This window comes from Sulfurimonas indica, from assembly GCF_009192995.1.
In the GTDB taxonomy this organism is placed as follows: Bacteria; Campylobacterota; Campylobacteria; order Campylobacterales; family Sulfurimonadaceae; genus Sulfurimonas; species Sulfurimonas indica.
In genome coordinates, this window is record NZ_SDID01000001.1 from 65,433 (window position 1) to 78,565 (window position 13,133).

Here is a 13,133-nt window from a genome sequence, read left to right on the forward strand (position 1 = left end):
CAAATGACACTAGAGCAGCAGTGGATAGAGTATGACTACAACCCTTTCATACTCTTTAACAGTAACGGAAAGATAGTTTCACTTAACTCTGAAGCACAATTCTTACTAGGCTCCACTACTGCACATGAACTCTTTGAACTAGCAAAAACCTATGCAAGTATCAACTTTGGTTTTAAGACAACATTTATTGAACTAGAGTATGGCCGTTACAAATTCTTTGGTCTTACTGTCGGCTACGAAGATGAAGAACAGATCGGAATAAAGCTCTATCAGGCTCCATCATACAAACTCAATACTACAAAACCAAATGGTGAACTTACAAATATCTTTACTATCATCGATCTTTGTATTGCTACAAACTCCATCAACTCTGATATTTTATTTAAAAAAGATTTTGACCCGACCATTCCTGATGTTATTGTAAACTCGAACAATCTCATAAAACTGCTTAATAAAATTTATGAGTACTTTAAAGCCAATGATACGATACTAACAAGAGTATTTTTCAGAATTGGGGAGCATATTAAATTTGAAGATAAAAAATACAGTATCTTCTCTATTGCTGTAAAAGCAGAGCATTCAGATGAAAACAGAGCAAATGAACTGGAAATTCTTGCCAAAAACAGTAACTTCTATATCGATATCAACGATAAACAAGTTACCATCAACCTTCCGATGATAACTTCTTAAGCAAAAATCTCTTTTGAGATGAAAGAGCCTGCTATAATACCTATAAAAAGAGATGGCAGATAATACCATAACTCCAAAATATTATTGTTTTTGAGTGCGATAAATCCAAGAACTAAAAAAAGATACGGAACAAGTCGAAAGAGTGAAATCCCACCCTTTACACCATACTTCATATTTTTCACATTGAGCGGTTTGACTTTTGCTTTTTCTTCTTTGACTATCTCTTTAAGGTTTAACTCTTCTGGTGGAGCATCATTTATCTCTATATCATCATACAGTTCATGAGGGTCTTCTATTTTGTCAAGGAGATCTCTCTCCTCTACATACTCACCAGATTCTACTTTTGCCAAAACCATTCTTTTGTAAGCATACGAAGCGCCTATGATGATAAAAAGTGCAGATAAAAAGGCTGTCTCAACATTAGCAAATACTTTTGATGAAAAAAAGTAAGAGATCAAGATGACAGCCTGAAGAATTACAAATAGACTAATAGCTTTTTTCACCATAATCCTCATCATCATCTTCATCATCATCTATCTTTTTCTTGATAGCATAACGAGGCTGCTTGGAGAGCTCCTCGAACTCTTTGTACTGCTTTGAGTAGGCCTTGTAAACATTTAAAATCGCTGCTGCAATTCCAATGAATACACCTATCCAAAAAGTCCACGCTACACCTGTAACATTTTTTAAAAGCCACCCTATTCCAACACCAATGATGACAGCAACAACCATGGAGATTCCTAAAGAGAGGCTGTCTGCTGCTTCTATAATAGGTTTTACACGAGGCTTGTGTTCCTCTTGTTCATTCTCAGCCATTTGTTATTGCCTTAAATACTCGCTTACTTGCTTCAATAGTATCTTCAATCATAGTATCTGTTGTAGCAGTTGAGATGAAACCTGTCTCATAAAGTGAGCAGGCGAAGTAGAAACCTTCATCAAGCATTCCTGCATGAAACTTCGCAAATAGTTCTGCATCACATGTTGTTGCATCATGAAAGTTTTTGACCGGATTTTCATTGAAGAAAAACCCAAACATAGACCCACGTGTATCTATCTGCATTGCAATACCATGCTCACCTGCAGCCTCACGCATACCTTCTACAAGTCTCTTTGCACGAGTGTTTAAAACATCGATGATTTTTGCATTCTGCTTGAGCTTTGTCAGTGCTGCATATCCTGCTGCCATTGCAACTGGATTTCCAGAGAGTGTTCCTGCTTGATAAACCGGACCTTCAGGAGAGAGTTTTGCCATGATGTCACGACGACCTCCAAAAGCACCAACCGGCATACCGCCACCAATAACTTTGCCAAGCGTTACAAGGTCAGGTTTTACACCCGTAATACTCTCAGCCCCATGCAGTGTTGCACGAAAACCACTCATCACCTCATCAAAGATAAGCAGTGCTCCATTGGCATCACAAAGCTCACGCAGCTCATGTAAGAACTCTTTATCTGCAGGTACCAGTCCCATATTACCGGCAATCGGCTCGATGATTACACAAGCGATATCGTTTGAGTCTGCAAAACACTGCTTCACGCTTTCAATGTTGTTATACTCTGCCAAGAGTGTATGTTTTGTAAAGTCAGCCGGCACACCTGGACTACTTGGGTTTCCAAATGTTGCAGCACCACTTCCGGCTTCAACTAAAAGCGAATCAGAGTGTCCGTGATAACACCCCGTAAACTTTACAATATCATCACGTCCTGTAAATCCACGAGCAAGACGAATAGCACTCATTACAGCCTCTGTTCCACTACTTACAAAACGAACTTTGTCAATTGAATCGAACAGATCAACTACGAGCTTTGCAAGCTCGGTCTCTGCTAATGTCGGTGCTCCAAAACTCAAACCATGCTTCACAGCATCTATAACAGCATTTTCAATCGTCTCATCACGATGCCCAAAGATAAGCGGTCCCCAAGACTGTACGAAGTCCACATATTTGTTTCCATCAATATCTTGAAGATATCCACCTTCACCTGCTGCGATAAAAATAGGTGTTCCCCCTACACTTTTAAATGCACGAACCGGTGAATCAACACCCCCCGGAATCAATTCCTGTGCTTCATTAAACGCTTTTTTTGATGCTTCTGTATTCATTAAAAACCTTATAGATGATATTAGAACTTCTTGTAGAAGTCTATATTTCTAATTATATCCAACGTTACGTTAATATTGATTTGTTATAATCTTGAAAATAAATCATTATGGATGCTTGTGAATAGATCTACCTTTGCTCTTTTTGTTGCCTTACTCATTCACTTAGTACTCTTTTTACTGCTGTGGATTCTCTTTGCTACACTTTCAACGACAACTAAACAGCTAAAGCCTCAAGAGAAAAAGATAAAAATCTCACTTAAAGAGATGCCTATTAAGCACAAAAAATCCGGTCTGACAAAGAAAAAAATTCCCGAGCCAAAAATAGCACCGCCGATGCCAAAAGGCTCACAACTGAAAAAAATTGTAAAAGCTGTCAAGTACGAACCAAGCAAACCTGTTAAAAAACCAAAACTCAACAAGCCTAAAAAAGTAACGAAGAAAAAGCCGCCAAAGCCTAAAGTAGAACCTTTACCGCCTCAAAAGCCATACATTCCACTTTTAGCAGAGAAAAAAGATCATAATATTACAAAACCTGTCAAAAAAGAGCCAAAGAAAAAAGAAGCACTTGCATGGCTCTATGAAGATGTCTCTGAAAAAGAGAGTAAGACAAAGAAAAAGTCTACACAAAACGGCAGCAGTATCTCCCAAGATATCAAAGAGCTTTATGGAGAAGAGTTTGGAAAACTCTCACCTGGGCAACAGCAATATATCTTGGATAATCAAGAGATTATGCGCCGTATCACACAGCAGGTACTTATCCGTGTAGCACGGGTTAATATTCCCAGAGACTTAAATGTTAACAGACATAATGTTATAGAGTTTAAACTTCATCCAAACGGTGATATGACAGATTTTAAGTTTCTCTCAAAAAGTGGTTACTATATCTTAGATGACACAACAAAAGAGACGATAGAGTATGCATACAGCAGATACCCACGTCCAAAAGAGACAACACTTATTCGCTACAATGTATTTTATAATTTAGCCAGATATTAATAACTTAAAAAAAGAGGAATTGGGCTATAATAACATAATTACTCCTATAAGGTTACTTTTTAATGACTAGAAAAACTCTTTCATCCCTGTTCATAGCTACGGTTCTGCTTCTAAGCAGTTGTTCCCAAGAAGCAACACAGACAAAGAAACAAGAGCTCCCTCCTCTTAAAGTAAAAACAATTACCATTGAAACGAAAAGCGTGCCTATCTGGACACGTTTTACGGGAAAGACAAAAGCAAGTTCACACCAGGAAGTACGTGCTCGTGTATCTGGTGTTTTGGAAAAAGTCTATTTTCAGGATGGTCAAACTGTAAAAAAAGGACAAAAGCTCTTTAAGATCGAACAAGACCAGTATATCGCTGCACTTAATGCCGCAAAAGCACAAAAGGCACAGGATGAAGCAGCGCTCGCACTGGCAAGAGCCGATGTTGCAAGATATACACCACTTGTAAAAGAGGGGCTTGCTCCTCGGGCTACACTTGAACAGTATCAGGCAAAACTTGCCTCTTTAAAAGCTGCCATAGAGGGTGACAAAGCAAAGATAAAAGAAGCGAAAATACAACTTGACTACACAATCATAAGATCCCCAATCTCTGGACGCGTAAGTGCAAGAATGATCGATGTTGGCAACCTTGTAGGTCAAGGTGAGTCAACACTGCTGACCACCATCATGCGTATTGATCCGATTTATGCTTACTTCTCCCCTTCTCAAAATGATGTCAGAGTTATGCAAAAATACCGTGACAAACAGAATCCTGATGCTTTTATTGAGGTTGAGAGTTCTTTAGGGAACATTCGTCTTGATGGATATGTAGACTTTTCAGACAATATTGTGGACCCACTTACATCCACGATTACAATGAGAGCAACAATTAACAACCAAGAAGGAAAAATCCTTCCTGGTACCTTTGTATATGTCAATGTATTCATCACAGACCAGCATAAGTTTAAAATGATTCCACCCGAAGTAATTTTTAATGACCAACTTGGAAAATATGTTTATATTGTGGACAATAACTCCACTATAAAAAGAGCTGACATTAGCACCGGTTATTCAAATCGCTACTATGTCAGTATAGAAAAAGGCCTAAAAGATGGAGACAGAGTTATCATCTCAGCATTTATGAAACTAAAACCAGGCAGAAAAGTTGAAGCACTTGATGCGACAAAAGAAGAAGGTATTAATGCAATTTTAGAAAAAAACAATCTGATTCCAAAAAAGAGATAACAAATGTTTTCAGTAACTTTTATAAAACGGCCTATTTTAGCCATTGTCATCTCTCTGATCATCATTATAGCCGGTCTTGTCTCACTCAAAATTCTACCAATTTCAGAATATCCGGATGTTGCGCCTCCTACTGTCAGTGTAAGTGCTACTTATACAGGTGCCAATGCCTATGTGGTTGAAGATACCGTTACCCGTGTTCTTGAAGATAAACTCAATGGAATCAAAGGTGTTATCTATATGGATTCATCTTCTACATCAAATGGTCGTGCGAACATTAATGTCTACTTTCAACCTGGTTATGACATCGATATTGGTGCAGTTGATGTACAGAACAAAGTTGCCACTGCCACTGCATCTTTGCCTCCAGAGGTTGTCGCACAGGGTGTTATTGTTGATAAGAAAAGCCCTTCTATTGTCTGTCTTATTACAATTACCGGAGATGAGAGGTATGATGCAGCTTTTTTATCTAACTTCGTAAATATCAATGTTCTTGATGAAATCAAGCGTATCCCAGGTGTTGGTAAAGCTGAAAATATGGGAGAGAAAAAGTACTCTATCCGTGTTTGGCTCAATCCTGACAAGATAAAAGCCCTCGCTCTTACTCCTATGGATGTAATCAATGCCATTAAGAGCCAAAACAAGCAGGCTTCCATCGGTAAAATTGGGGGTATGCCAACATATGACAATCAAAAACAGGAATTTACCCTTACAACAGAAGGTCGTCTCTCTGATGTTAAAGAGTTTAAAGATATCGTACTCAAACGCAAAGATGATGGCTCTTTAGTCTACCTTAGTGATGTCTCACGTGTTATCTTGGGAAGTGAGAGTTATGATTGGAATGCCATATCAGATAAAAAACCGGCTGGTCTTATCGGTGTATATCAACTAGGTGATGCAAATGCCCTTGAGATTAGAGAAAAGCTTCAAGAGACGATGGAGCGACTTGAGCGTCGCTTTCCTGATGGAGTTCACTGGAATGTACCATACGATACAACAAAATATGTCAAAGTGGCTATTAACAATGTTGTAACCAATCTTTTTATGGCAGTTGGTCTTGTAATTCTCATCATCTTTATATTTTTGGGATCTTGGAGACCTACAGTTATCGCTTCTGTTGCTATACCGGTTTCACTGATTGGTACTTTTGCCATTATGTATTTAGCAAACGGCTTTTCCATCAACTTCTTAACACTTTTTGGACTTATCTTGGCCATTGGTATTGTTGTTGATGATGTTATCTTGGTTGTTGAAAATGTTGAGGTCATTTTAGAAAAAGAGCCTGATTTAACAGTCCCTCAGGTTGTCAAAAAAGCAATGATTGAGCTTATTGGTCCGATTATCTCAACAACTCTTGTTTTAGTTGCTGTTTTTGTGCCTGTTTCTATGCTTCCGGGTATCACTGGTTCTCTCTATCAACAGTTTGCCCTGACTATCTCTTTTTCTGTAATGATCTCTTCGCTCAATGCACTGACCCTCTCACCGGCACTGAGCTCTATCATTATCAAAAGAAGAAAAAAAGGCGAAAAGAAGTTTATCTTCTTCCAAAAATTCGACGATATTTTTGACAAGATTACCAATAAATATAAAGTAATCATTACCTTTTTCATCAAAATTCGCTACATTATGCTTGGCTTGATCGTTGGAATTTTTTATCTAACCTATTATCTTTTTACACTTATTCCTACAGGATTTGTACCTTCAGAAGATAAAGGGGTATGTATTGTATCTGTCAATTTAAAGCCGGGAACCTCCCTCTCACAAACCACAAAGCTGAGAAAAATTGTAGAAAAAAGACTCTATACTATAGATGAGATTGAAAACGTTATCATCGTAGATGGATATAATATCATTACATCTTCACTTGACAGCTCTTCAGTTGCCATGTTTGTATCTTTAAAAGACTGGAAAGAGAGAACAAAACCCAACCAAAGTGTTGATGCCATTATTTTTAAAATTAAAAAAATTACTATGGATATAAATGATGCAAATATTGCAGCATTTAATCTTCCGGGAATTCCTGGCATCGGTGCAGTTGGCGGATTTGATTTTAGACTGCAGGATTATCTCTCAGGAGATATAACCAACTTAAAACATTATGCAGATGAGATCATAAAAGAAGCTTACAAAGATCCTCGAATTGCTTATGCCTATACAACCTTCTCAAGTAACTACCCAATGTATGATATTAAAATCGACAGAGAAAAGGCCAATGCTTTAGGTGTCAATATATCAGACCTCTTTACGACGATGCAGATCTATCTTGGTTCTGTATATGTGAATGATTTTACAAAGTTTGGTAAGGTTTTCCGTGTCTTTGTTCAAGCTGACAAAGAGTACAGAAGTGCAAAAGAGGATATCGATAAGCTCTTTGTAAAAAACATCAACAATAAAATGGTGCCGCTGAACGCTCTGATTGAAGTAAAAGAGATTATAGGTCCACAAAATCTTTCTCATTATAATATGTACAGAAGTATTCAGATAAATGGTGAAGCAGCATCTGGCTACTCTTCAGGTGAAGCGATGCAGGCGATGGAAGAGATTGCACAAAGAGTCTTGCCATCCACCTATGGTTACGAATGGTCAGGAATGAGTTATCAGGAAAAACTCGCAGGCAATGCACAGATTTATGTCGTCATATTTGTAACACTTGTTGTATTTTTGGTACTCGCAGCCCAGTATGAAAGTTGGATATTACCGCTGATGATTTTACTCTCCGTGCCTATGGTAATCGCAGGTGCCGTTGCAGGGCTGATTTTCATGGGCATCCCACTCAATACCTTTGCACAGGTTGGACTAGTGCTGCTTGTAGCTCTTGCTGCCAAAAATGCTATTCTTATTGTCGAGTTTGCAAAAGAGCTGCGTGAGAAAGGCAACAACATTACTGAGGCAGCTATCAATGCAGGAAAACTCCGTTTTCGTGCCATCATGATGACGATTTTGTCATTTTTATTCGGTATCTTTCCACTTGCTTTTGCAACAGGTGCCGGTGCGATTACACAGATATCTATCGGTGTTGTTTTGATGTTTGGTATGATAGCTGCCACTTTCATATCAACACTCATAGTTCCAGTTCTTTATGTACTTTTGGAGACGATGCGTGAGAAATTTGTCAGTATTGAAGATGAAATAGCAAGAAGGGAGTCACTTTAAATGAAATTTACTGTCATAAAAGCTATACTGCTTCTTTTCATAGTTGCATCATTACAGGCAAAAGAGGTCTATAATCTTGATCAGCTTATAAAGCAGGCACTAGAGAAGTCTCCAGATTTACAAATCAAGATGAAAGAGTATGAAGCTTCACGCAAACGAACAGACAAGATGTTTGGTTACTATCTGCCAAAAGTAGATATTCACGCAGCTGCCGGAGAGATATCTTCAGGAGACATTCCAATCTTTCCAAATTATAAACAGCAAGAAACACTGCTTATGGGAACTGTTTCACTCAAACAGCTCATTTATGATTTTGGAAAGACCGGTGGCAGTTTTGAGAGTTCAAAATATATGCAAGAGTCTTACAGTATGAACAATCTACAAAGCATATCTGATAAGATCAGAGAAGTAAAAAGTGCTTACTATGATGTACTGCGAGCAATGGCACTCATGAACGTTGCGCAAGAGAATCTCAAACTTAACGAATCACAACTCTATCGTGCAAAGAAATACTATGCAGCAGGTATCCGAACAAAAATTGATATCTCTGATGCAAAAGTCAATGTTATCCAAGCACAGATAGATCTCAAAAAAGTCCACTATAAAAGAAAACTTGCGTATGGGAACCTTGATAAGGTTATTGGTATTACAGATATTGAAACACCGTATGTCATCCAAGAACAAAAGCTTAATCTTGATGATATCTTTGCAACGCTGACACCTTATGATATGGATTTAAAAGACTCGGTTGCCTATGCTTATGAACACAGATACAGCATAAAACAGCTTAGCTCTACACTCAAAGCATCAAGCCAAAATATACGTACAGCACAATCAGAATATTTTCCATCACTCTATGCAAGTGTAAACTACACAAGACAAGAACTGAGTGATCCAAAAACAATTCTTCCACAAACACAATGGCAAGCACTTGTAAACCTTGACTGGAATCTATACCAAGGTGGTTCAAGCAGTGCCAACATTGAAGAAAAGCGCATACAGGAACAGATATCAGAGGCAAAGCTGGAGTTTTTAAAACTGCAGATAAAAAAAGATGTAACAGAGGCCTATCTCAATCTCAATGAATCAAAAGACAGAGTAGAACTCTCAGAAGCACTCCTACGAGCTTCCATAGAGAAGTTTAATCAGGCACAAAAACGTTATGCGAATGGTCTTTCTGACTATATTGAACTCCAACAGGCACGTCAAAGCTACATCGATGCAAAATCATCTTTGGTAATTGACTATTACAACTACTATGATGCTTTGGCAAGAATGTATAATGTGATAGGGATGTAAGTTATTTCCCTTCACTCTCGAGCAGTTTTAGAGCCCCTTTGTAGATGGGCTCATCAATAAACCCATACTCTTCATCACTAAAACCGGTTATTCTCTCATCTCTATGCATTTCAAAAAGTTTGACAATGACCTGCGCTCTTTTTATCTCTTCTTCTTTATTGACAAATGTTTTTCTCGCTAAATCCACCTGTTTTGGAGAGATACATCCTTTTGCATCATAGCCCATACTCTGTTCAAGCTCAAGCCATTTTTCAAATGTATCCAGGTCCTGGTACTCCTGAAAAACAAAGGAGACAGGTTTGACACCCATAGCACGTGAGCTAATGAGAAAATGTGAAAGCATATAGTGCATTGTCGGATTCTCAAGTGTGATAATGCTCTGAGGCAGTCCCATATCAGTAAAAAGATCCAATATGCCGAGATAAAAACTTGTTACTCTTTTATTGACTGCCAAAGTGGAGAGATTATGCCAAGCCTCAGCTGTCTCGATGGAGAGATGCAGTTCTATATCATCATTTAAAAGATGTAGAATATCCCGTACCTCTTTCTCATTTTTAATCTTTGGTACACGAATAGCATCAGGCATAAACTGATTTAAGTAGGTTATCTCTTCATAGCCTCCTTCATCAAGGGCATTCACTCGTACTATAAGCTTTTTGTCACATTTTTTGAGCCTGCTTAAAAAGATAGCTGCCAAAACAAGTGCAAAAGGTTTCTCCTCCTGTGAGACACCATCTTCAAGATTCAAGATTACTGCATCACACTCTAAAGACTCTATCTTTTTAAGATGTTTTATCTTATTTGCTGAGAGCATCAATGGTGCTGTGAACCTTTTACTTCTGTTTTGTTCTCTGAATGTCGGTTTTGCCAATGCATCCAAAGCAGTTAAATCTCTTGCTTCATATGCTTTTTCTATCTCATTGAACATCTTTTGCCCTTTTTGCATCATTTTCATGCAGATAAAAATAGAGTGCTTCTATCTCTTTTGGAGTTAGATAATAACGAGGCATTCCTTTTTTTCGTGTCGTGAGCGCCTTATAGAACTCTGTGTATTTGATGTTGTTTATCTTCGGGCCGATAAAGCTCTTTTTTTTCTTTTTATGGACATAGTTTGCAATGATCTTTCCTTCACCGTTCTTGCCATGACAGAGCCCACATGCAATACCCCGTGGATTTTTATAGAGTTGTTCTGCATATTCAGACTGTGTAATAAAACTGCTTGTGGCAAAAAGAGGTATACTTAAAAGTAAAAAGAGAATATATTTCATTATTAGCCTAATATTATTTTAAAAAGGTATAATATCAAAAATATTATTTATGAGGTTTAAATGCAGATTCTTGATGGTAAAGCTCTTGCGCAAAAAATAGAAAAAAATGTTGCTTCTGAAGTTGTTAAATTAAAAGAAAACACAGGAAGAACACCTGGTTTAGCAGTAATTTTAGTCGGACAGGACCCTGCAAGTGCAGCTTATGTAAATATGAAGAAAAAAGCATGTGACCGTGTTGGTTTTTACTCTGTAACACATGAGATGCCTGAAGATATCTCACAAGAAGCAATTGAAAACACTATCACAATGATGAATCAAAATCCAAACATTGACGGTATCTTGGTACAACTCCCTCTTCCTCCACAAATTGATACTACAAAAATTTTAGAGTTGGTTGATCCTAGTAAAGATGTTGATGGATTCCATCCATACAATGTTGGGCGTCTCGTTACAAACCTTGATGGTTTTGTTCCATGTACTCCACTTGGTGTAATGGAGCTTTTAGCTGAGTATAACATCGACGTAAAGGGTAAAAACTGCTGTGTAGTTGGAGCTTCAAACATTGTAGGAAAACCTATGGCATCACTGCTTTTAAATACAGATGCAACCGTTGAGATCTGCCATATCTTTACAGATGATCTCAAAAAGCATACACTTCAAGCAGACATCATTTTTGTAGGTGTTGGTGTTATCAACCTCATTAAAGAAGATATGCTAAAAGAGGATGCTATCATCATAGATATCGGAATCAATCGTACAGAGAACGGTAAGCTAGTCGGTGATGTCGATTTTGAAAATGTTGCACCAAAATGCTCTTATATTACACCTGTCCCTGGTGGTGTCGGACCGATGACAATTGCAATGCTTTTGAGCAACACTCTAAAAGCGGCAAAATTACATGCAGATAAGAATGCTTAATGAAGAACTTTTTACATAAAGCATACAAATGGTCTAACTCATGGACAGGGACCATTATCATTGTCCTTTTCATCATCTTCTTTGTTGCACAGGCATTTCGAATTCCTAGTGGCAGTATGAAAGACTCTTTACTCATTGGAGACCATCTTTTTGCAAAGAAGTTTGCTTACGGAATCCCTATGCCGTATATCCCATTTTTAGAGATTCCTGTCATTCCATGGAGCAAAGAGCTTAAAATTCTTAATGGTGACACTCCAAAACGTGGCGATATTGTCATTTTTCGCTATCCTGGCAATATCAAACAGCACTTTGTAAAACGCTGTGTTGCTCTACCTGATGATGAACTTTTCGTAGCAGAGAAAAATCTTTTTATCCACTTCCATGAAGGTGATGAGTGGATTAAAGAACACTACAAAGGTTATGAAATAGCACTTTTTGCAGGAAAACTCTGGGTGAAAAACCCTTATATGAAAAAGCATCCAGGTATTCATCATGATGCAAAGATCATCAATGATGGAAATTTTCCAATTCCTATCTTCTACATGAACCCTATCAAAGTAGAAAAAGATCACTACTTTATGATGGGTGATAATCGTGACCACTCTAATGACAGCCGTTTTTGGGGTTCCGTTCCGTACGAGAACATTGAGGGTACACCATGGTTTATCTACTTCTCAATTGATAAGAACTGGAAGATAAGATGGGACAGAGTGGGTAAAACTCCTATGGATCTAGAACAAGAACCTTACCTGAAAAAAGCGATTCAAGAAAGAGAAAGAGAATACAAAGAGTATTATGGAATTACTTGATATATTCAAAATTGCAGGTGCTATTTTAGCACTTGCTATTGCCATTATCGGTCATGAGATTATGCATGGTTGGGTTGCCTATATGTATGGTGACTCAACGGCTAAAAATGCAGGACGTCTTACTATTAACCCACTTTCTCATATCGATCTGGTTGGTACTATCATTGTCCCTGCGGCACTCTACTTTTTACCACTGCTTATGGGTAGTGGAGGTGGATTTTTATTTGGTTGGGCCAAACCTGTACCGATTGATATGTACAAAGTTATCCAGCGTGGTGGCTACAATGCTGCCATACAAGTGGATTTAGCAGGAATTGTTTACAACTTTACACTTGGAGCTTTTGTAGCTATTGGGCTTACAGCAATGAGCGCACCAACAAGTGCAGACTCATTATTCTATATATTTTTCTATATTTTTATCTATCAACTGCTTATTATCAATATTGTACTGGGAGTTTTCAATCTACTTCCTATTCCACAGTTTGACGGTGGGCACTTTTTAATGCATCTTGCGTTAAAATACAAAATAAACTCTATTGCAGAGTTTTACTATAAATATGACAGATATGGTATGATTATTGTACTTGTTCTTTTAATGACACCACTCAGTCAATACGTGCTGTTTATGCCCGTACAGTTTATTATTAGTCTATTACTATCATAAGGAGAGAGA

At 37.9% G+C, this 13,133-nt stretch carries 13 protein-coding genes; 8 read left to right on the plus strand and 5 right to left on the minus strand.

Annotated elements, in window-relative coordinates; genetic code table 11:
* Window positions 1-3 precede the first annotated feature (3 nt).
* On the plus strand, window positions 4-690 hold the full coding sequence (locus ES948_RS00405) for a hypothetical protein (RefSeq protein ID WP_152182944.1): 687 nt from the start codon (window positions 4-6) through the stop codon (window positions 688-690).
* On the opposite strand, the gene ES948_RS00410 is transcribed toward ES948_RS00405, so the two are convergent.
* From ES948_RS00410 to hemL, 3 genes are read right to left on the minus strand one after another with little or no spacing between them, the layout of a single operon-like run.
* Window positions 687-1,193 carry a hypothetical protein gene (locus ES948_RS00410; RefSeq protein ID WP_188109405.1) on the minus strand — a complete coding sequence of 169 codons (507 nt, stop codon included), beginning with the start codon at window positions 1,191-1,193 and terminating at the stop codon, window positions 687-689. The two genes, ES948_RS00405 and ES948_RS00410, sit on opposite strands and share 4 nt — an antisense overlap.
* Complete coding sequence (locus tag ES948_RS00415; protein ID WP_152182945.1) at window positions 1,177-1,506, minus strand: AtpZ/AtpI family protein; 330 nt, start codon at window positions 1,504-1,506, stop codon at window positions 1,177-1,179. Before ES948_RS00415 ends, ES948_RS00410 begins: the two co-directional genes overlap by 17 nt.
* Window positions 1,499-2,791: a glutamate-1-semialdehyde 2,1-aminomutase gene (gene hemL / locus ES948_RS00420; protein ID WP_152182946.1), complete on the minus strand. Its 1,293-nt coding sequence runs from the start codon at window positions 2,789-2,791 to the stop codon at window positions 1,499-1,501. The genes ES948_RS00415 and hemL overlap by 8 nt, the downstream gene beginning before the upstream one ends.
* A 111-nt stretch (window positions 2,792-2,902) precedes the next feature.
* On the opposite strand from hemL, the gene ES948_RS00425 reads away from it, so the two are divergent.
* The 4 genes from ES948_RS00425 (at window position 2,903) to ES948_RS00440 (ending at window position 9,465) form a co-directional block, all read left to right on the plus strand.
* A complete protein-coding gene (locus ES948_RS00425) occupies window positions 2,903-3,787 on the plus strand; it encodes an energy transducer TonB family protein (RefSeq protein WP_246153784.1) in 885 nt (294 codons plus the stop codon).
* A gap of 62 nt (window positions 3,788-3,849) precedes the next feature.
* Entirely contained in the window at window positions 3,850-5,016 is a 1,167-nt protein-coding gene (locus ES948_RS00430) for an efflux RND transporter periplasmic adaptor subunit (protein ID WP_152182948.1), read from the plus strand.
* 3 nt (window positions 5,017-5,019) lie between these two features.
* On the plus strand, window positions 5,020-8,166 hold the full coding sequence (locus ES948_RS00435) for an efflux RND transporter permease subunit (RefSeq protein ID WP_152182949.1): 3,147 nt from the start codon (window positions 5,020-5,022) through the stop codon (window positions 8,164-8,166).
* Window positions 8,167-9,465, plus strand: a complete 1,299-nt coding sequence (locus tag ES948_RS00440; RefSeq protein WP_152182950.1) for a TolC family protein — start codon at window positions 8,167-8,169, stop codon at window positions 9,463-9,465.
* 1 nt (window position 9,466) lies between these two features.
* Here ES948_RS00440 and ES948_RS00445 read toward each other — a convergent pair whose 3' ends face one another.
* Complete coding sequence (locus ES948_RS00445; protein WP_152182951.1) at window positions 9,467-10,393, minus strand: HpcH/HpaI aldolase/citrate lyase family protein; 927 nt, start codon at window positions 10,391-10,393, stop codon at window positions 9,467-9,469.
* A complete protein-coding gene (locus ES948_RS00450; RefSeq protein ID WP_152182952.1) occupies window positions 10,383-10,733 on the minus strand; it encodes a c-type cytochrome in 351 nt (116 codons plus the stop codon). Before ES948_RS00450 ends, ES948_RS00445 begins: the two co-directional genes overlap by 11 nt.
* A gap of 60 nt (window positions 10,734-10,793) precedes the next feature.
* Between ES948_RS00450 and folD the strand changes: the two genes are divergently transcribed.
* Genes folD through ES948_RS00465 form a run of 3 tightly spaced genes read left to right on the plus strand, consistent with a single transcriptional unit; the run spans window position 10,794 to window position 13,124 of the window.
* Window positions 10,794-11,651, plus strand: a complete 858-nt coding sequence (gene folD / locus ES948_RS00455) for a bifunctional methylenetetrahydrofolate dehydrogenase/methenyltetrahydrofolate cyclohydrolase FolD (RefSeq protein WP_152182953.1) — start codon at window positions 10,794-10,796, stop codon at window positions 11,649-11,651.
* Window positions 11,651-12,460 (plus strand): signal peptidase I, encoded by an 810-nt coding sequence (gene lepB / locus ES948_RS00460; protein WP_152182954.1) that lies wholly within the window; start codon window positions 11,651-11,653, stop codon window positions 12,458-12,460. Before folD ends, lepB begins: the two co-directional genes overlap by 1 nt.
* Window positions 12,447-13,124: a site-2 protease family protein gene (locus ES948_RS00465; protein WP_152182955.1), complete on the plus strand. Its 678-nt coding sequence runs from the start codon at window positions 12,447-12,449 to the stop codon at window positions 13,122-13,124. Before lepB ends, ES948_RS00465 begins: the two co-directional genes overlap by 14 nt.
* Window positions 13,125-13,133: the final 9 nt, after the last annotated feature.